The sequence below is a fragment of the Burkholderia sp. PAMC 28687 genome (genome assembly GCF_001577465.1).
Lineage (GTDB): Bacteria > Pseudomonadota > Gammaproteobacteria > Burkholderiales > Burkholderiaceae > Caballeronia.
Genome location: NZ_CP014507.1, coordinates 282,593 through 302,565, shown reverse-complemented (window position 1 = coordinate 302,565; position 19,973 = coordinate 282,593). Strand labels below are relative to the sequence as shown.

General features: G+C 61.1%; 17 protein-coding genes. 7 read left to right on the top strand and 10 right to left on the bottom strand.

What is annotated here, in order from left to right:
- Positions 1 to 7: 7 nt before the first annotated feature.
- The 3 genes from AX768_RS24210 to AX768_RS24200 are packed head-to-tail and all read right to left on the bottom strand — an operon-like array spanning position 8 to position 4,855.
- Positions 8 to 2,029 (bottom strand): acetyl/propionyl/methylcrotonyl-CoA carboxylase subunit alpha, encoded by a 2,022-nt coding sequence (locus tag AX768_RS24210; RefSeq protein WP_062002663.1) that lies wholly within the window; start codon positions 2,027 to 2,029, stop codon positions 8 to 10.
- Positions 2,030 to 2,051: 22 nt separating this feature from the next.
- Positions 2,052 to 3,659: a carboxyl transferase domain-containing protein gene (locus AX768_RS24205; RefSeq protein ID WP_062002662.1), complete on the bottom strand. Its 1,608-nt coding sequence runs from the start codon at positions 3,657 to 3,659 to the stop codon at positions 2,052 to 2,054.
- 14 nt (positions 3,660 to 3,673) lie between these two features.
- Positions 3,674 to 4,855: an isovaleryl-CoA dehydrogenase gene (locus AX768_RS24200; RefSeq protein WP_062002661.1), complete on the bottom strand. Its 1,182-nt coding sequence runs from the start codon at positions 4,853 to 4,855 to the stop codon at positions 3,674 to 3,676.
- Between the two features lie 162 nt (positions 4,856 to 5,017).
- Here AX768_RS24200 and AX768_RS24195 point away from each other — a divergent pair, with 162 nt between their 5' ends.
- Positions 5,018 to 5,740, top strand: coding sequence for a TetR/AcrR family transcriptional regulator (locus AX768_RS24195; RefSeq protein ID WP_062002660.1), 723 nt, complete (start codon positions 5,018 to 5,020; stop codon positions 5,738 to 5,740).
- 60 nt (positions 5,741 to 5,800) lie between these two features.
- On the opposite strand, the gene AX768_RS24190 is transcribed toward AX768_RS24195, so the two are convergent.
- Positions 5,801 to 6,694 carry a ferritin-like domain-containing protein gene (locus AX768_RS24190; RefSeq protein WP_062002659.1) on the bottom strand — a complete coding sequence of 298 codons (894 nt, stop codon included), beginning with the start codon at positions 6,692 to 6,694 and terminating at the stop codon, positions 5,801 to 5,803.
- Positions 6,695 to 6,829: 135 nt separating this feature from the next.
- Positions 6,830 to 8,248, bottom strand: a complete 1,419-nt coding sequence (locus AX768_RS24185) for an MFS transporter (protein ID WP_062002658.1) — start codon at positions 8,246 to 8,248, stop codon at positions 6,830 to 6,832.
- Between the two features lie 172 nt (positions 8,249 to 8,420).
- On the opposite strand from AX768_RS24185, the gene AX768_RS24180 reads away from it, so the two are divergent.
- On the top strand, positions 8,421 to 9,938 hold the full coding sequence (locus AX768_RS24180) for a flavin-containing monooxygenase (RefSeq protein WP_231941594.1): 1,518 nt from the start codon (positions 8,421 to 8,423) through the stop codon (positions 9,936 to 9,938).
- 1 nt (position 9,939) lies between these two features.
- Here AX768_RS24180 and AX768_RS32945 read toward each other — a convergent pair whose 3' ends face one another.
- A complete protein-coding gene (locus AX768_RS32945; RefSeq protein ID WP_155524331.1) occupies positions 9,940 to 10,086 on the bottom strand; it encodes a hypothetical protein in 147 nt (48 codons plus the stop codon).
- On the opposite strand from AX768_RS32945, the gene AX768_RS24175 reads away from it, so the two are divergent.
- Positions 10,085 to 10,516: a BspC domain-containing protein gene (locus AX768_RS24175; protein ID WP_062002656.1), complete on the top strand. Its 432-nt coding sequence runs from the start codon at positions 10,085 to 10,087 to the stop codon at positions 10,514 to 10,516. The two genes, AX768_RS32945 and AX768_RS24175, sit on opposite strands and share 2 nt — an antisense overlap.
- Before the next feature lie 309 nt (positions 10,517 to 10,825).
- The gene (locus tag AX768_RS24170) at positions 10,826 to 11,065 is read left to right on the top strand and encodes a hypothetical protein (protein ID WP_062002655.1); all 240 of its coding nucleotides are present in this window, start codon (positions 10,826 to 10,828) and stop codon (positions 11,063 to 11,065) included.
- Between the two features lie 64 nt (positions 11,066 to 11,129).
- On the opposite strand, the gene AX768_RS24165 is transcribed toward AX768_RS24170, so the two are convergent.
- Positions 11,130 to 12,146, bottom strand: a complete 1,017-nt coding sequence (locus AX768_RS24165; protein WP_062002654.1) for an AraC family transcriptional regulator — start codon at positions 12,144 to 12,146, stop codon at positions 11,130 to 11,132.
- A 432-nt stretch (positions 12,147 to 12,578) separates the two neighbouring features.
- On the opposite strand from AX768_RS24165, the gene AX768_RS24155 reads away from it, so the two are divergent.
- Positions 12,579 to 13,622 (top strand): aldo/keto reductase, encoded by a 1,044-nt coding sequence (locus AX768_RS24155; protein WP_062002652.1) that lies wholly within the window; start codon positions 12,579 to 12,581, stop codon positions 13,620 to 13,622.
- On the opposite strand, the gene AX768_RS24150 is transcribed toward AX768_RS24155, so the two are convergent.
- Complete coding sequence (locus tag AX768_RS24150; protein ID WP_062002651.1) at positions 13,619 to 14,146, bottom strand: GNAT family N-acetyltransferase; 528 nt, start codon at positions 14,144 to 14,146, stop codon at positions 13,619 to 13,621. The two genes, AX768_RS24155 and AX768_RS24150, sit on opposite strands and share 4 nt — an antisense overlap.
- A gap of 69 nt (positions 14,147 to 14,215) precedes the next feature.
- Positions 14,216 to 15,082 (bottom strand): glucose 1-dehydrogenase, encoded by an 867-nt coding sequence (locus AX768_RS24145; protein ID WP_062002650.1) that lies wholly within the window; start codon positions 15,080 to 15,082, stop codon positions 14,216 to 14,218.
- Between the two features lie 177 nt (positions 15,083 to 15,259).
- Between AX768_RS24145 and AX768_RS24140 the strand changes: the two genes are divergently transcribed.
- Positions 15,260 to 16,444: a 4-hydroxybenzoate 3-monooxygenase gene (locus tag AX768_RS24140; protein WP_062002649.1), complete on the top strand. Its 1,185-nt coding sequence runs from the start codon at positions 15,260 to 15,262 to the stop codon at positions 16,442 to 16,444.
- Between the two features lie 18 nt (positions 16,445 to 16,462).
- Here the strand turns inward: AX768_RS24140 and AX768_RS24135 are convergent, their stop codons facing one another.
- Positions 16,463 to 18,799: an amylo-alpha-1,6-glucosidase gene (locus tag AX768_RS24135; protein ID WP_082779059.1), complete on the bottom strand. Its 2,337-nt coding sequence runs from the start codon at positions 18,797 to 18,799 to the stop codon at positions 16,463 to 16,465.
- Positions 18,800 to 18,982: 183 nt separating this feature from the next.
- Between AX768_RS24135 and AX768_RS24130 the strand changes: the two genes are divergently transcribed.
- Complete coding sequence (locus AX768_RS24130; protein WP_062002648.1) at positions 18,983 to 19,804, top strand: sulfite exporter TauE/SafE family protein; 822 nt, start codon at positions 18,983 to 18,985, stop codon at positions 19,802 to 19,804.
- Positions 19,805 to 19,973: the final 169 nt, after the last annotated feature.

Genomic DNA, 19,973 nt, shown 5'->3' with positions numbered 1-19,973 from the left:
GTGAAGCTTATTTGACGGCCTGCACATCCATCATCAGGAGCTGCGCGCCATCGGTGACCTGATCGCCGACACCGAACAGGATCTCGCCAACGGTGCCGCTCGCGGGCGCGACGATCGTGTGCTCCATCTTCATGGCTTCCATCACCAGCAAGGGCGCCCCCTTCTCCACCACGGCGCCGGCCTCCACCAGCACGGCGATCACCTTGCCCGGCATCGGCGCGGTCAGGCGGCCTTCGCCATGTTCGGCATCAGCGGCGTGGGCAAGCAGATTCTGCCATTCAAACGCCAGTGATACCCCCGCGTAGAACACATGGAACACATCGCCGTCTACGAAGACGCGCCCCTTGATCCGTGTGTCCCCGATCAGCACCACGAACGAATGCGGCTCATCGCCGTGCGACCAGTCGAATGCAAGCGTCTCGCCGGGCAGCTCGAGCTGCTTGTTGTCCGCCCGGCCCGATGTTGAACCGCGCTTGAAGACGGCCACGATTTCATCGTCGGAATCGGCGAGGCGCCAGTTCAGCGCTTGCGTGTAACCGCCGCTCATGCGCCAGTGCGATAACGCGTCCCACGGCGACGCGCCACGCACTTCTCCACCTTCGCGCGTAAGTAGCGCAGCGCAAGCAAGCGCGAGCGTGTGTGTCTTGGATACGGTCGATGGTGCGAACAACGTGTCGTGATGACGCTCGATCAGGCCCGTGTCCAGATCGCCCGACGCGAACGGTTCGCTTACGACGATCCGATGCAGGAACTCGATATTCGTCGATGGACCCACGACCTCGCATTGTTTCAACGCAAGCGCCATGCGCAGCAACGCATCGTCACGATCGTGACCGTGCACGATCAGCTTGGCGATCATCGGGTCATAGAACGGCGTGATGGTATCGCCCTCGCGCACGCCGCTATCGATGCGCACGTTCCCGTTAAACTGAAACTCGACCGCTTCGGGCAAGCGTAAATGCTTCAGCGTTCCAGTCGATGGCAAAAATCCGCGCGAAGGATTTTCGGCATAAATGCGCGCCTCGATCGCGTGGCCGCCCACCTTGAGTTGATCCTGCAACAGCGGCAACGGTTCGCCGCTCGCCACGCGCAGTTGCCACTCGACGAGATCGAGACCGGTGACCATTTCGGTCACGGGATGTTCGACCTGAAGCCGCGTGTTCATTTCCATGAAGTAGAACTGGCCGTCGCCGGTCATGATGAATTCGACCGTACCCGCGCCGACGTAATTCACGGCACGTGCGGCGGCGACTGCGGCTTCGCCCATCGCCTTGCGTACTTCGGCTGAAAGGCCCGGAGCCGGCGCCTCTTCGAGCACCTTCTGGTGACGGCGCTGCACCGAGCAGTCGCGATCGAAGAGATACACGGCATTGCCATGCTGGTCGGCGAACACCTGCACTTCCACATGGCGCGGGCGCTGCAGGTATTTTTCGATCAGCACGCGATCATTGCCAAAGCTGCTTGAGGCTTCACGTTTGCACGACAACAGCGCTGACGCGAAGTCCGCGCTCTGCTCGACGACGCGCATGCCTTTTCCGCCGCCACCCGCGCTTGCTTTAAGCAGCACCGGATAACCGATGCCATCGGCTTCCTTCTGCAACAGCGCCGCATCCTGACTGTCGCCGTGATAACCCGGCACGAGCGGCACCGAAGCTGATTGCATCAGCGCCTTGGCCGCCGCCTTCGATCCCATCGCGGAAATCGCTTCGACCGGCGGCCCGATAAACACGAGTCCCGCCTTCTCGCAAGCCCGCGCAAATTCTTCGTTCTCCGATAGAAAACCATATCCCGGATGCACGGCTTGCGCGCCGGTTTTCAGCGCAGCATCGATGATCTTGTCGATCCGCAGATAACTTTCAGACACCGCCGCACCGCCCACATGCACCGCTTCATCGCAGACGGCGACGTGCTTCGATTGTGCATCGGCATCGGAATAAACTGCCACGCTGCCCACGCCCAGGCGTTTGCAAGTCGCGGCCACGCGGCACGCAATCTCGCCGCGATTCGCAATCAGTATTTTGTTGAACATGACGAAGCCCGGGAAGAAGTGATCACATCCGGAACACGCCAAAACGCGTGTCCTCGATAGGCGCATTCATTGACGCCGCCAGTCCCAGCCCAAGCACGTCGCGGGTCTGCGCGGGGTCGATCACGCCGTCGTCCCACAGCCGCGCGCTCGCGTAATACGGATGCCCCTGCACCTCGTATTGCTCGCGGATCGGCGACTTGAACGCTTCCTCTTCTTCCTTCGACCACGAACCACCTTTCCCTTCGATCCCATCGCGGCGCACGGTTGCCAGTACCGAGGCAGCTTGCTCGCCGCCCATCACCGAGATGCGCGCGTTCGGCCACATCCAGAGGAAACGGGGCGAATATGCACGCCCGCACATGCCGTAGTTTCCTGCGCCAAACGATCCGCCGATGATCACCGTAAACTTGGGCACTTTCGCCGTCGCAACAGCGGTCACCATCTTCGCGCCGTTACGTGCGATGCCTTCGTTCTCGTACTTGCGCCCGACCATGAACCCCGTGATGTTCTGCAGGAACACTAACGGAATTTTCCGCTGGCAGCACAGCTCGATGAAATGCGCGCCCTTCAACGCCGATTCTGAAAACAGGATGCCGTTGTTCGCGATGATGCCGACTGGATGTCCCCAGATATGCGCGAATCCGCAAACGAGCGTCGTGCCGTAGCGCGCCTTGAATTCGTCGAAGGCGGAGTCATCGACAATGCGTGCGATCACTTCGCGGATATCGAACGGCTTGCGGGTATCCGCCGGAATCACGCCGTAGATGCTGTGCGGATCATGACGCGGCGGCAGCGATTCCTTGAGCACCAAGGGCGTTGGCTTCACACGATTCAGGTTGCCGACAATGCTTCGCGCGATCCCCAACGCATGTGCATCGTTTTGCGCGAGATGATCGACCACGCCCGAGAGGCGCGTGTGCACGTCGCCGCCGCCGAGATCTTCAGCGCTGACTTCTTCGCCGGTCGCGGCCTTCACTAGTGGCGGACCGCCCAGGAAAATCGTGCCCTGGTTCTTCACGATGATCGATTCATCGCTCATTGCCGGTACATATGCGCCGCCTGCCGTGCACGAACCCATCACCACGGCGATCTGCGAAATGCCCTTCGCCGACATGTTCGCCTGGTTGTAGAAGATGCGGCCGAAGTGATCGCGATCGGGGAAGACATCGTCCTGGTTCGGCAGGTTCGCGCCGCCCGAATCCACGAGATACACACATGGCAGGTGGTTCTCTTCCGCGATCTCCTGCGCACGAAGATGCTTCTTGACCGTTACGGGATAGTAAGTCCCGCCCTTCACGGTGGCATCGTTACAGACGATTACGCATTCCTGCCCTGCAATCCTGCCGATGCCCGTGATCACTCCCGCTCCGGGCGCGTCGTCGTTATACATGCCGAATGCGGCAAGCTGCGAGAACTCGAGAAACGGCGTGCCCGGATCGAGCAGTTGCCCGATGCGATCCCGCGGCAAGAGCTTGCCGCGCGACAGATGTTTGTCGCGTGCGGCTTGCCCGCCGCCCAACGCAATCTTCGCGACCTTCTCTTTCAGATCCGCCACCAGCGCTTCGAGCGCCGCCGTGTTCGCGCGAAATTCGTCGCTACGGGGATTCAGTTTCGATTCGATGATCGGCATGAGTGTCTATGCCCTCAAGCCGTTTCGGCGAACAGTTCGCGCCCGATCAACATGCGGCGGATCTCGCTCGTGCCCGCGCCGATTTCATAGAGCTTCGCGTCGCGCCACAAACGGCCAACCGGGTATTCGTTGATATAACCATTGCCGCCGAGAATCTGGATGGCTTCGCCGGCCATCCACGTCGCTTTCTCCGCGGTATAGAGGATCACGCCCGCGCAGTCCTTGCGCACCTGGCGGCCGTGTCCCGCGCCGAGCGTATCGAGCTGACGGCCCACTGCATAGAGATACGCGCGGCAGGCTTGCAGCGTCGTGTAGAGATCGGCGACCTTGCCTTGAATCAATTGAAACTCGCCGATCGCCTGGCCAAACTGTTTGCGATCGTGGATGTACGGCACGACCGCGTCCATGCACGCGACCATGATGCCCGTCGGGCCGCCGGCCAACACCGCGCGTTCGTAATCAAGGCCGCTCATGAGCACTTTCACGCCGCCGTTCAACTGGCCGAGCACATTCTCCTTCGGCACTTCGACGTTCTCGAACACGAGTTCGCCGGTATGCGAACCACGCATGCCGAGCTTGTCGAGTTTCAGCGCGACCGAGAAACCCTTCATACCCTTCTCGACGATGAACGCGGTAATCCCCTTCGCACCCGCCTCGATATCGGTCTTCGCGTACACGACCAGCGTGTCGCAATCGGGACCGTTGGTAATCCACATCTTCGTGCCGTTGAGCACGTAATGATCGCCCTTTTCATCGGCGCGAAGTTTCATGCTGACCACGTCCGATCCGGCGTTCGGCTCGCTCATTGCCAACGCGCCGATGTGTTCGCCCGATATCAACCCCGGCAGATACTTGCGCTTCTGCGCTTCCGTGCCGTTGCGATGAATCTGGTTCACGCACAAGTTCGAATGCGCGCCATACGACAATCCCACCGACGCCGACGCCCGCGAGATCTCCTCCATGGCGACCATGTGCGCGGTGTAACCCATGTTCGCGCCGCCGTACTCCTCCGAGACGGTCATGCCGAGCACGCCCAGATCGCCGAATTTCTTCCAGAGGTCCATGGGGAACTGATCGGTTTTATCGATTTCAGCGGCGCGCGGCGCAATCTCTTTTGCGGCGAAATTGGCGAGCGAGTCGCGCAACATGTCGATGTCTTCGCCCAGGGCGAAATTCAGACCGGGTACGTCGTTCATGCGGGTCTCCTCCTTCGGGGTATCGGCGGGGCTCTATCGGAGCAGTGAGTGATACTCACACACACCGATTTGCTTGATATTTGGTAGTTTCATGCTGAACCCCACTTTCCGTCAATAGGGATTTGAGCTACGCTCACATTTGTCGAATCCAACCTCAAAGCCATGTCCTCATCGCCCGTCACCGGAAATCGCCGCACGCCTGCAGGCGTCAAGTCGCAGCAACGCGTGAAGGACATTCTTCAGGCCGGCCGAGATGTCTTCGCCGAAAAAGGCTACGACGCGGCCACCAGCGCCGAAATCGCCCAGCGCGCCGGGATTTCGGAGGCGACCGTGTTCAGTTATTTCAGCGGCAAGCGGGAGTTGTGCGCGCGGGTGATTGCGGATTGGTACGACGAGATCATCGATGCCTTCGAATCCGGCCTTCCCCGCGATGGCAGCGTGCGGCAGCAGTTTGCGTTCATCGTGAAGACGCATTTGCGACTGATGCTGGTGAACGGTACGGGATTGTGTGCGCTGGTTTTATCGGAGGGACGCACGAAACATCACGACCTGAGCGACACGCTCACGGACTTGCAACGCCGATACACCGCGCCGCTGATGAACGTTTTGTCGCACGGGCAGAGCATAGGCCAGGTGCGCGCGGATCTGCCGCTACGCTTGCTCCGGTCGCTGGTTTTCGGGCCGATGGAGCATGTCCTGTGGGACGCGACGCTCGCGAAGCGGCATCTGAGCCAGGCTCAGATCGACACGACGGCAACCGAACTCGTCGATGTGCTCTGGACAGCGCTGCAGCCACCTGCTGCAAACCTGACTGCGCTTGCGCAGTTCAGACAGGACGTGGAAGAGGCGTCGCGCCGGTTCGAGGCGTCGCGGCTCGCAAAATAGCGGGCACCGGCCGGGTCCATGGGCGCAGGCGGGATAGACCGTTAGTTGCGTTTAGATCAACTACTTCATGAACCGGCGAGCAATTCCCGCTAACCAGGGCACTGTCGTTGGACGAAGCAGACGCGCATCGTAGCCGCCCATCCGGCGCTCGTTCTCGGTCAGACATAACTCGATCAGCGCCTTAACCGATATCCCCCCGCCCACCGAATCCCCGACGTTCGCCGGGAAATTCATGTCCTGCGCGGCGCCGCCGGTGTCGAACCCCTTGGCCAGCGATATCCGGTCTCGAATCAGCGAAATCCAGACGCTCGCGGTCTTCATGAGAAACCACGGCCGTTTGTACCAGGGCAGATTCCGCCGATACCACGCAACCCAGTTCGCGAAAAACAGGATATGGCGCGCCTCTTCCTGGATCACCGGCTCGAACGTTTCAACCAGTTCATCGGGAAAATAGCCTGTCTGCTTCGCGGCTTCGAACAAACCGAACGCGAAAAAACTATCAATGCATTCGCTGTACCCCGTGAGCATCCAGGCGCGCAGTGCATCGTCGGGCGCTGGATACGGCGGTTCGGGCGCAAGGTCGATGCCGTACGCCTGCACGAGCCTCGACAACACGATCTTGTGGCGCGCTTCCTCGCCGCCATTCATGGTGACAGCTTCGCGCAGCAACGGGTCCTTGATGGTGTGGGCAAACGTCGCTACACGAATCGACGCGCGCCCTTCCGTCTGGACCGCGATGTCCCAGATGGGCAACGAGGTGATGCGCTTGAGCGCGGCCGGCGCGAGTAACGGCCAGTCGATCACTGCAGGCTTGTAGGGGTTGTGCGTGGTGAGCAGCATTTCGCAGAACATGCGTTTGTGCTGCGGGGAACCAATCTGAATCTTGCCGATGGAACCATACGACCAGTGGCGCATTGCGTGGTCGGCTTCGGCAGGCGTGAGCGTGTCGGACATGGCATAACGGAGAGTTAATCGCGTCATGCAGATTTTGGCATAACACGCGTCATCTTGCCGTCATGCAGGGCGGCGTCTGCCGCCTGAACGCCAACCGTATAGCGTCCTATGCCGACAACATCGCTATAAAAACCATCATCTCGAGATCTGTTCAAGCGCCATATCGCGCGTCTTCGGGCCCATGAAGCCGATCGCGAGCATGACCACGATCATCGCTCCGGCGATAAACACGAACACGCCCGTCGTTCCCGCCGCCTTCAGCACGCCCGCGATGAAAAACGACGTGAAAATGGCCGAAAAACGGCTCCACGAATAGACGAATCCAACGGCGCGCGCCCGGATGCTCGTCGGGAACAGCTCGCTCTGATACGCATGGAAACTGTAGGACATGATGTTGCTGGCAAGCGTGAGTCCCACGCCCATTGCAACCAGGAGCGCCGCGCCCGAGACCTGGCTGAAGACCAGTCCGCACACCACGATCATGCCGGCCATCGCAACGATCACGCTCTTGCGCTCGAATTTATCGGCGATGAACAAGCCGATGATCGGCCCGACCGGCGCGGCGATCGCGATGATCGTCGAGTACATGAGGCTGGTCGTGATGGTGATGCCCTGCCGGATCAGAAGCGTCGGGACCCAGTTGGCGAAGCCGTAGAAACCGACCGTCTGAAACACGTTGAAGATGATCATCATGGTCGCGCGTTTGCCGTAGGGCGCGACCCACATGTCGCTGAACGCACCGCGCGTGCTGACGGGTTCGGGCGCGGCGGGCACAGGCAACGGCCGGCCGTATTCCTTTTCGACCCTGGCTTCCAGGGCGGTCATGATGGCGTCGGCTTCCGTCAGCCGGCCTTTTTGCGCCAGCCAGCGCGGACTCTCGGGCAAGGCGCGGCGGATGAACCATACGAACAGCGCGCCGTGTGCGCCGATCAATACGACCCAGCGCCAGCCATCGAAGCCGAAGGGTTTGTTCGGGACCAGCGCGTAGGACAGGAACGCGACCACCGGTACGGCCATGAAGCCGATCGCCTGTTCGCACGCAAAAGCGCGTCCGCGAATGTGCTTCGGCACGAGTTCCGAAATATACGTGCCGATGGTCACCAGTTCCACGCCGATCCCCAGGCCCGCCATGAAGCGCCAGAAGTTGAGGCCGCCCGCGGTGTCCTGGAAAGCCATGATCACGTTCGCGGCCGTGTACCAGAGCAGCGAGTAAGTGAAGATCGCGCGCCGCCCGAAGCGATCGGCGAGAAACCCGCAAGCGATCGTGCCAATGAAAAGCCCAAGAAACAGCGACGCGATAAAACTCGCCACGCCCGTGAAGCCAAACAACCCGACTGTCGTCGATGTCAGGATTCCGCTCTTCACCAGCCCGGGTGCGACGTAGCCCGAGTACAGCAGGTCGTAGAGTTCGAAGAAGAAACCGAGGCTCAGCAACACGACGAGCGTCCACATGGAACGGGTTGCAGGCAAACGGTCGAGCCGCGCAGAAATCGACCCCGCCGATAAAGAGCCGGCTGTGGCCTGAGGGACTTCATATTCCTGGCGGGTGGTCATCGATTCATGTCTCCGTGGCGTGGCCGCTTTGTGTTGGCGCCGGCGCGCATTTTAACGGTCAACGTGCCAGTTTGTTGCAGATAATGAAGATTCCAGGGCTGTGGCCTGCCTCCCGTTTGGTGCCAAAATTTGAGATAGTCTGTCCCCGCCCGTCACGCTCACTGCCGAAACCGTGCCTCAAGACGCCTCCTCGCCCGCCGCGAATGAACCCGAACGCATCGACATAGCGGTCATAGGCTCGGGCTTTGCCGGTCTTTGCATGGCGATCCGGCTGAAACAGGCAGGCATGAACGATTTTTTCGTGGCCGAGCAGGCGGCGTCGCTTGGCGGCACATGGCGCGACAACCATTACCCTGGCTGCGCCTGCGACGTGCAGGCCCACGTCTATTCGTTCTCGTTCGCGCCGCATCCGGGCTGGACGCGGCTATACGCGCCGCAAGCCGAGATCCGCGCGTACCTTGAGGATTGCGCGGCGCGGTTCGGTATTGGAGCGCATTTGCGTTTCAACGAAACGCTGCAACGCGCCACCTTCGATGAACCCACGCAACGCTGGATCCTGCGATTTTCAACGGGCAGGAAGGTGTCGGCACGCGTGCTGATCGCGGGGATGGGCGGGTTGTCGCGGGCATCCGTTCCGGCAATCCCGGGCATCGATACATTCGAAGGACCGTGTTTCCATTCGCAGCATTGGGATCACGAGATGCCGCTGGAAGGCAAACGGGTTGCTGTGATCGGCACGGGCGCGAGTGCGATCCAGTTCGTGCCCGAAATCGCGGCGCGCGTGGCGCATCTCGACGTGTTTCAACGCACGCCCCCGTGGATCATGCCGAAGAACGACCGCAAACTGGGCAAGCTCGAACGATGGATCCTGAAGCACGTTCCGCTCGCGCAATGGCTGCTGCGCGCGACGCTTTACTGGATGCTCGAAGCGCGTGTTTTGGGGTTCGTCGTGCATCCGGCCCTCATGAAAGTGATCCAGAAGGTCGCTCTCAGGCATCTGCACAAACAGGTCGCCGATCCTGAGCTGAGACTTGCGCTCACACCGGATTACACCATCGGCTGCAAGCGGATCCTGATCTCGAACGACTATTACCCGGCAGTATCGCGCAGCAATGTGTCGGTGGTGACGCAGCCCATCGTGCGCGTGGAACCCAACGCAGTCGTCACCGCCGATAACGTCCGACATCCCGCCGACTGCATCATCTTCGGCACCGGCTTCCAGGTCTCGAAGCCCTTCACGCGCGGCGTGATAATCGGTCGCGGCGGCGTGCGTATCACCGATACCTGGCGCGACGGCGCCCACGCTTACCTCGGCACGACGCTGCCGGACTATCCGAACTTTTTCATGCTCGTCGGTCCAAACTCAGGCCTCGCGCATAACTCGATGGTCTACATGATCGAGTCGCAAGTCACCTACGTCATGGAAGCGCTCGCCTATATGCGCGATCGCGGCGTGGCGAGCATCGATGTAAAGCCGGAAGTCGAAGCCGAGTACAACGTCCGTATCCAGCAGCAATTGAACCGCGCGATCTGGGCAAAAGGCGGCTGCAAAAGCTGGTATATCGATCCGGCTTCAGGCAGGAATACCGCGTTATGGCCAGGCTTCAGCTGGAAATTCCGGAAGGCGTCGAGCGTGTTCAAACCAGACGAATACATCATGCAGCCGGCGATTTCACGTACCAATGTATAGGTCACGTTTTTGTAACGCGCCGAAGCCGCGCGTATACTTCGGCGAAATGTCTTTTGCCCTTCGCGTTCGCCATGGGCGCGAAGATCGGACCAACAAGGCCGCGTCCTTCATGGATGCGCGTATCGAGGATACTGAGAATCACCAGCATGAGAAAGCTCCGCTCGTCCCCCGCCGCTGTAATCGGATTGTTAGCTACCGCCTCCTTTTTCTCTCTTGTTCACGCGCAGGAAGCGCCGGACCCATCGAAGGAAGACTACGCGTATCTCACGCGCATGCACGTTCCCCAGCCCGTGATCCGCTGCGTCGCCGCTTTCGACAACTGGGTCGCGCTTACGCCGAAATACGATACCTTTATAGTGCCGGACCGGCGCGTGTTGAACGCGAGGATCGACGACGACACCACCGTCTTCAGCGCGGGCAATCCTGTTCCGGTCGATGAAGTGATCATCATGCGCGCCTTCGCAAAAACGCGCGGCCATTCGCAGTGGACCCGGCTCGATAGCCGTTGCGGCGTGAAAGACGGCCGCGTGGTTGGTGTTTCGCTCACGCCAAATGTAAAGCCGCAGATCGTTCGGTAACAGCGCGGGCGCCTGCGCCCTTTTGCGTCCTTTCCTGAATATTTCCAAGCATACGTTTCCTTACAAAGGCACACGGCTTGTCATTTATCTAATTGCTAAATTGATTTTACGGGATTCACTTGGAGAAACCGATGAAACGATTAGCGATTCTTGCCGCACTTGCAGTGGTCCTCGGCAGTTCCTTGGGCGGTTGCATCGTAGTTCCGGATGGTGGCGGATATCACCATCACGACTACTACGGCCGCTACTAGCACTGACGACCCGCGCATCGACGGCATTCATAACTGACAAAACGCGAAGGAAACCATCATGTTGAAACTCAAGAAAGGCTTGTTGCTTGCATCGCTCGCTGCTGCTGCTGCCGTGACGAGTATTGGTGTATCGAACGCGGCATCCGCCGATGAGCATTTCCGCCCCGGCTACGTGCATGTCGACAGCCGCGGCTGGCACGGCGACCGTTACTACGATGGCCACCGGTACTGGGAACGTCGTGAATGGGAACGCCGGCACGCGCCGCATCACTATGCGCCGCCGCATCGGTACTATTGATTGCGCGGGTCGAGTAAAAAAGCCAGGGGACGTCCCCTGGCTTTTTTATTGGTGCGCGTGTGGCTCATGCGCCGGTCGAATCGCGCCATCTGCGGGTATCGCGCAGAGGCGGCGCGCCGAACAAACGGCTGTACTCGCGGCTGAATTGCGATGCGCTTTCATAACCCACGCGATGCGCCGCCGTGGCTGCATCCGTCATGTCAATCAGCATCAGCCGGCGCGCTTCCTGCAGCCGCAACTGCTTCTGGTATTGCAGCGGGCTCATGGCCGTCACCGCCTTGAAATGATGATGCAGCGAAGACACGCTCATGTGCACGTCACGCGCGATCGATTCCACACGCAGCGGCTGGTCGAAGTTCTGGCGCAGCATCATGATGGCCTTCGCGATGCGCTGCGTCTGACTGTCCTGCAACGCAATCTGGCGCAGGCGCGCTCCCGAGCCGTTCATCAGGAGCCTGTAGAGGATTTCGCGCTTGATCATGGGCGCGAGGATGGGGATGTCCTCAGGCGTGTCCATCAGGCGCAAGAGCCGCAGCACGGCATCGAGCATGGGCGTGCCAAGGCGGTTCACGTAAAGGCCGCGGGTGGCATCGGCGTGAGTGGGCGGCGGCAGGTTTTCGTCGCGTATCAGCGCGGTGATTTCTTCCACGTCCATGTCCAGCCGAAGTCCAAGATAAGGCTTGTCTTCGGTTGCGCCCGTCACCTGCCCCATCACCGGCAAATCCACCGATGAAACCAGGTAATGCATCGGGTCATAGACATAAAGTTCGTCGCCGACCATGATCCGCTTGGACCCCTGCGCGATCAGGCCGAGCGCCGGCGTCTGCATGCCGTGGCTCGGACCGCCGCAATGCACGATCCGATGCACGTGCAAACCCTTGACCGCGGTCTCGTGCGAGCCCTCGTGGTCGGCGGTAAGCCGTTCGAGCAAGGCGACGAGGTCGAGGCGCGCGTGATCCAGGCCGGGGTCGAGCGGCGCGGTATCGTGACCGTTGACCGGCTCGCGTTGTGCCGACTGATCCGGATGGTCGGCATGTTGTCTTGGATCGATGGCGGAATCCGCCGTCTCATTCAGGGCCATGATTCGCATTCAGTGAGTTGGCGTCTGCGCGGCAAAACGGGCAACAACGGCGCCGGGGGTGAAGAAGGATAACCGTCAGCCGGACCTCAATGATGCATGCAGTTTGCATGCAATTCGCCTGTTTGCGGATACGCGAGGCGTTTGAAGTGCTGCCGGTGAATTGCACTCAGCTTACTCGCGCGCGGGCGTTTTCGCCCAGCGCCGCACGTGGCGTTTGCAGAATCGGGCAATGATCCGACAGGATCAGGCTAGCCTTTCGGCATATCGCAGGCAGATACTGGATTGTCGCGGCCAGCCATCGCCGCGCCGAACGGGCGTTCGGTGCGCAAGCCGCGCACGCGGTCCACGCATTGCGCATTCGTAATCCCGGTGCGGCGGTGTGGCAGTGCGCGCCGGCCGCACCATCCAAGGACGAATTCTAAGGAACCCAGCATGCGCAACAAAAAATTTGGCAATACCGGCTTGTTCGTCTCAGAACTCTGCCTCGGCACGATGACCTTCGGCGAAGGCGGCATCTGGACGAACATCGGCGGGCTGCAGCAGGCGGACGCGGACAAACTCATCGGCCGGGCGCTGGACGCGGGTATCAACTTCCTCGATACCGCCGATGTCTACGCCGACGGCACCTCCGAAATCATGACGGGTCAGGCGCTGAAAAACCTGAAAGTGCCACGCGAGAACGTCGTGGTCGCGACCAAGATCCACGGCGAAACCGGCACGAAGGGCGTCAATTCGCGCGGCGCGTCGCGCTTTCATATCATCGATGGCGTGAAGGCGAGCCTGAAGCGCCTGCAACTGGATCATATCGATTTGTACCAGTTGCATGGTTTCGATCCCGCCACGCCCATGGAAGAAGCGCTGCGCGCGCTCGACACGCTCGTGCAGCATGGTCACGTGCGGTATGTCGGCGTATCCAACTGGGCGGCCTGGCAGATTGCGAAGGCGCTGGGGATTTCGGAACGGCTCGGGCTTGCACGCTTCGAATCCCTGCAGGCTTATTACACGATCGCCGGGCGCGACCTCGAGCGAGAAATCGTGCCTATGCTGAAGAGCGAAAACGTCGGGCTGATGGTCTGGAGTCCGCTTGCGGGCGGCCTGCTGAGCGGCAAATACAAGCGCGACGGCAGTTCCAGCGAGCAAGGGCGCCGCACGAACTTCCAGTTCCCGCCGGTGAATATGGAGCGTGCGCACGATTGCATCGACGCCATGGCGAAAATGGCCGAAGCCAAGGGCGTGACGATCGCGCAAATTGCGCTCGCGTGGCTGCTTCACCAGAAAGTGGTGACCACGGTGATCGTGGGAGCGAAGCGGATCGAGCAACTCGATGACAACATCGCCGCGACCAACGTCAAGCTGAATGACGACGAACTCGCCGCGCTCGATGAAGTCAGCCAACTCGCAAGCGAATATCCGGGCTGGATGCTGGCACGTACGGGCGAGTACCGGTTGAACCAGTTGAAGGAATCCAACGGTTAATCCTTCCGGGAAGGGTCGAACGGCAAAGTCATGAGCACCGAGTCGTGATACTTGCCGTCGACTTTCAATGCGCGCGGTTCACGCGCGTATTCCACGAATCCCGCCTTCCGATAAAGCCGCAACGCCGCCTCGTTGTCCGGCGAAACGGTCAACTGAATCTCCTCGACCACGCTGCGAGCATGGTCCAGCACGGCCTGAACCACGGCCGCGGCGAGACCCGTTCCGCGCGCCACCGGGCGCACGTACATGCCATAGAGCGTGCCCTTGTGCCTGACCTTCGCCCCATGCGGCACGATGAGGCCGGCGGTACCGTCCAGACTCTCCGTGTTCACATCGTCACGTTGTAAAAACCCGCCGAACACGGCTGCATCCGTCAGCCGTTGCCCGAACCACGAAAGCGGTTTGTCCTTCTCGTCTTCGTACGCGGAGCCGAAGCCATCAGGATGTTGCTCGAGGCCTTCCAGCCTGAGTTCGCGGTACGCGGCGGCATCGGCGGAGGTAAGACGACGGATCGTGAATGACATGGGCGTCCGGCTCGAGGAATGTGCGAACGCGCAGTGTCGCATGCACGCCCCGAGCTTTGAAGACGCACCTCAAATAATCGGCTTGCCGCCCGTCACGGCGATCGTCGCGCCGGAAATATAGCTCCCTTCATCCGATGCCAGCAGCACATATGCCGCCGCCAGTTCGGCTGGTTGGCCAGGGCGCTTCATCGGCACTTGCGAGCCGAAGTTCTTGACCTTTTCGGGGTCCATCGTCGATGGAATCAGCGGCGTCCAGATCGGCCCTGGCGCCACGCCGTTCGCACGAATGCCTTTCTCGGCCAGTAACTGCGCAAGGCCGCCGGTGAAGTTCTGGATCGCACCCTTGGTCGTCGCGTACGCGATCAGGCCGGGATTCGGGGCGTCCGCGTTCACCGATGTCGTGTTCACGATCGAACTACCGGGCTGCATATGCGGCACGGCAGCCTTGGTGATCCGGAACATCGCGCCGATGTTCGTCGAGAACGTCTTGTCCCATTCTTCGTCGCTGATCTCCTCCAGGCTATCGTAGGTCATCTGGTAGGCGGCGTTGTTCACGAGGACATCGACACGCCCGAAGGTCTCGACCGTTTTCGCCACGAGCGCGCGGCAATGCGCGTAATCAGTGATGTCGCCGGGTAGCAGCAGCGACTTGCGCCCGGCTTCCTCGACCCATCGCGCGGTCTCTTTCGCGTCCTCGTCTTCGTCGAGGTAGGAGATTGCAATGTCTGCGCCTTCGCGCGCAAACGCAATCGCCACCGCCCGGCCAATGCCACTGTCGGCACCGGTAATCAACGCAATCTTGCCCGCGAGTTTGCCCGCGCCCTTGTAGCTCTTTTCACCGTGATCGGGCTGCGGGTCCATCGGCTGTGTGTGGCCAGGCTGCTGCTTTTGCGGCTGTTCGGGGAACGGCGGTTTCGGGTACGAGATCAGGGCCATTTGCGTTGCTCCAGATAGGGTTGAAGGATGTTCAACCTCAGCAAGCACCGGACCCAGCTACGCCCATGACCTTTATCGACTATCGGAATATTGGCTATCTGCGCTATCGCGTTGCGCGATATGGTGCACATCCGCAGACTCTCTCCACAATCAAAACAACGCATAACGGAGACAATCATGCGTACACAAGTCGGAATCGTCGGCGCGGGTCCTGCCGGCCTGCTGCTTTCTCACTTGCTGCATCTGCGCGGTATCGAATCGGTCGTCCTCGAAGCGCGCAACCGCAGTGAGATTGAATCCACCATTCGCGCCGGCGTACTCGAACAAGGCACGATGGACCTGCTCAACGAAGCCGGACTCGGCGCGCGAATGCGAGCCGAAGGCGCGGTGCATCACGGCTTTGAACTCGCATTCGAAGGGCAGCGCCGCCGCATTGCGCTGACCGAACTCACCGGGCATTCAATCACCGTCTATGCCCAGCACGAAGTGATCAAGGACCTGGTCGGCGCACGCGTGGCAGCGGACGGCGCGTTGAAATTCGGGGTATCGGGTGTCTCGTTGCATGATTTTGAATCAGCGGCAGGCACAAGCCGGCCTCGCATCAAATACTCACACGAAGGCGATGCACACGAGCTCGAGTGTGACTTCATCGTGGGTTGCGACGGGTCTCAGGGCGTTGCGCGTGGCTCGATGCCACAAGCGCAGCGGCACGATTACCAGCGCATCTATCCGTTCGGCTGGTTCGGAATCCTGGTGGAAGCGCCGCCCTCGTCGAACGAACTGATTTACGCGCGTCACGACCGTGGCTTTGCGCTGATCAGCACGCGTTCGCCGAGCGTGCAGCGAATGTATTTCCAGTGCGATCCCAAGGAGTCAGCCGATGCCTGGTCGGACGACCGCATCTGGGCAGAACTTCACGCCCGTGTGGATACGCATGACGGCTGGCAAATCACCGAAGGCCGGATTTTCCAGAAAAACATTGTCGGCATGCGCAGCTTCGTCTCCACGCCGATGCAATCCGGCAAGCTATTCCTGGCCGGAGACGCTGCGCACATCGTCCCGCCGACGGGCGCAAAAGGCATGAATCTCGCGGTTTCCGATGTCCGCGTGCTGACCGCCGCGTTGCGTGCCTTCTACGAAGAAGGCACGAGCGAGCAACTGGATCGTTACACGGAAACCGCGCTGAAACGCGTCTGGCGCGCGGAGCATTTCTCGTGGTGGATGACCCGGATGCTGCACAAGCTCGACGACACCTCGCCGTTCGAGCAGCGCCTGCAAGTGGCCGAGCTGGAACATGTGACGACATCGCGCGCCGCCGCCACGGCGCTGGCCGAAAACTACGTCGGCAGCGTCGCGGTTTAAGCGCTGTACTTTGGCGATTTAGAGAACGGCGACCACGCGAACGTCGCCTTCCACCGACGGCACGATCTGCCCGCCCACACGCCGGAAGGTTATCGATACGGTCTTTTCGCCGACACGCAACTCGCCGATCTCGAGCCAGTCGATACCATCCGGCAGTTGCGGCCGGTCGATACGCACTTCGCCTCGCTCGGCATCGATGGCGATTCCCAGGCACGCTTCGAGGATCATGAACGGCGAACCTGCCGCCCATGCTTGCGGCAGGCACGCAACCGGATAGCCGATAGGACGCTCGCCGCGTTGCCGCGTGAAACCGCAAAACAGCTCGGGCAGGCGCATGTCGAAGGTGACGGCGGATTCGAACAGCGCCTGCAGCAGGCGTACTGCGCCGCCGCGGTCGCCGTATCGTGCAAGACCACGTGCGCACATGGCGGTGTCGTGCGGCCAGACTGAACCGTTGTGATACGACATGGGGTTGAAACGCGGCTGGCCGGCAGCAAGCGTACGAACGCCCCAGCCCGTGTGGAACAAGGTCGATTCCAGTTGCCGCGCCACGGCCTCGCCCCGGCTGCGCTCGACCAGGTCAAACGCCAGCAGGTGCCCCGCGTTCGACGACAGCACCTTGCACAGCTCGCCCTTGCCGTCGAGCGCAATGCCGTAGAACTCCGACTCGGGCATCCAGAACATCGTCTCCACGCGCTCACGAATGTGCTGTGCGCGTTTGTCGAAGGACGCCGCGTCATCCGGCATGCCGCGTTGCCGCGCGAAACGGGCCATGGTTGCAAATGCCGTCGATGCATAGCCCTGCACTTCGATGAGCGAAATCGGGCCGATCGGGAAGCTGCCGTCTGCGTGAAACACCGAGTCGTGGCTGTCCTTCCAACCCTGGTTCGCGAGCCCGTGTTCCGTCGCGCGCTGGTAGCTCAGCAAGCCGTATTCGTTCTTGTCGCAATGACCTGCGATCCACTTTGCCGCCAACTGCAGCGAAGGCCACAATTCGTCGATAAGCGCCGTATCGCCCGTTCGCTCCGCATAAGCCCCGGCCAACGCAACGAAGAGCGGCGTGCTGTCCACGCCGCCGTAATACATTGCAAATGGCACCTCGCCGGTCGCGGCCATTTCGCTATTGCGGGTCTCGTGCATGATCTTGCCGACTTCGGCATCGCGAAAAGCCGAGTCCTCACGCGCCTGGTTGGCTGCGAGAAAGCGCAGCACGCCGCGCGCAAGCGACGGATCCAGCCACAACATCTGCAGCGACGTGATGATTGCGTCACGACCGAACGCGGTCGAGAACCATGGAATCCCCGCATACGGATACGGTCCCGTTTCGAGGTCGGTGGTAAGCAATCCCAGGTCGGCCAGCGACCGGTCGATCCACTCGCTGAAGAGCGGATTGCTCGAACGCACCCGCGCGACCGAGCGGCGTCTGTCGCGCATGCGCCTGTGAGCATCGACCAGTGCCTCACGAATCGCCGGGCGGCCCGATTCCGGCGCGCATTCCGCACCTTCCTCGGCGATCTTCTTGCTTTCGGCGCTCGCGTCGCTCAACGCATGCGTGAGCGCCGTTACCGACAGGTAAATCGACATGGCCGTTTCCGGCTGGATTCGCAACGCGTAGTCGGCTCGACTGACCGTCAGCGAATGCGGCGCGGGGGAGAACTGGATGCGCGCGGTCCGCTCGACTTCATCGAGACCCGTGTAGCGAAGCACCACTTCTCCGTCTTCGATGCACGGCTCGCGCATTTCCCCGCGTTTGGGACGCGTGGAACCGCGGACCTCGAACATGTCGTGAAAGTCGGCCGCAAAGTCGATGGACAGCGGCACCGTCGCCGGTTCCGTGCCGTAATTGGTCAATACAATGGCTTCGTGCAGCACGTGCCGCGACAGCACGCGCCGGCGCTCGATATGGAGCACCCCTTCCGGCGTGGTCGCACCACCGATGGGGGGCAGCGGCCGGTTGGTCATGTGTGCGGTAAAAACGGCGTTGTCGCTGGATACGCTCCCCGACAGCAACGACGGCGCGCGGCCGCCGAAGGTCAGGCGCAACTGCGACAGCACGCGGGTATCGTTGACGAAGAGCCCGTCGTCGTTGCCGCGGATGTCTCCATTGGCGTCGTTCACGACGAACGTATTGCCTGCTTTGAGCACGAACTGACGCTCATTCGCATAATTCGAGTGTTCTGTTGCGATAAATGCGCCGTCAGTCACCGCGAGGGGCGTGGTGGGAGCAACTTCGCGCACACCGACCGTGCTGCGCACCGGATCGGGAAGGTCGTCATGCGCGGGGCTACGGCCAGCGGCAGCGGCCTTTTGGTCGTCGAGCGACTGATTTGCCTGCTGTTGTTCCTTCGTTTCCATTACACCTTCCTGAAAAAGAGTTGCCTGGACACTCGGCTTGCCCGGCCATATCGGCCACCGTTGGCGGATTGTACGGCCGGAGCCTGCGAATCAATTTGCCGGGACCGGAGGCGTGCACGCGGCGGACCCGCTATCATCGACCGTTTTTCGACCGACGCTCACCCAACCGGTTCTCCAAGCTGCATGTCTTTCCCACATATCGATCTACTTTATTCGGCTTCTGGCCTTGCCGTCGGTTTTCTGGTCGGACTTACCGGCGTTGGCGGCGGATCGCTGATGACCCCGCTGCTCGTGCTGCTGTTCGGCATTCATCCTGCCACGGCGGTCGGCACCGACCTGCTTTATGCAGCCGCGACCAAGTCCGCCGGCACGCTGGTCCATGGATTGAAAGGTTACGTGGACTGGCGCGTTACGGGACGGCTTGCGGCAGGAAGCATTCCCGCTGCTGCCATCACGCTTTTCCTGCTCCACCGGTACGGCCTGAACACGCCCGCAGCCGCGCGGGTCATCCAGCTAATACTGGGTTACGCGCTCCTGATCACCGCCCTGTCGCTCGTGTTCCGCCCGCAACTCGCACGCTTCGCCTACAAGACCGGCATGGCACGCGAGGCTCGCGGCGGTGACTCGGGCGCAGCGGGCCGCGAAACGCGCACTATCGGCTGGACGGTACTGACGGGCGCCGTCCTCGGCGTGCTGGTGTCGATCACCTCCGTGGGCGCCGGCGCGATCGGCGTCACGGTGCTTTTGCTGCTTTACCCTCGCCTCGCCACGGCGCGAATCGTGGGCTCGGACATTGCGCACGCGGTGCCGCTTACGCTGATTGCCGGCACGGGTCACTGGCTGCTCGGCTCGGTTGACTGGTCGCTGCTGGTTTCCCTGCTGGTTGGCTCCCTGCCGGGCATCGTCATCGGCAGCCTGCTGTCCGCCCGAGCGCCCGAAGTCTTGCTGCGTAACGTCCTGGCCGCGACGCTCGTCCTGGTCGGCATGAAGCTCGTGTTCAGCTGAAAACCGGGTAGTTCGATCGATAGTAGTCGCGAGACGTGACGCTTTCCAGTCGGCCGAATGGCATATGAGCTATGAACGAGATCATTTTCGCTGTCGCGATCTCGTTTTCACGTCATATGCCATTTGGCCGACTGTCGGAGATCGGCGGATACGTGCACGATTCAGGAGA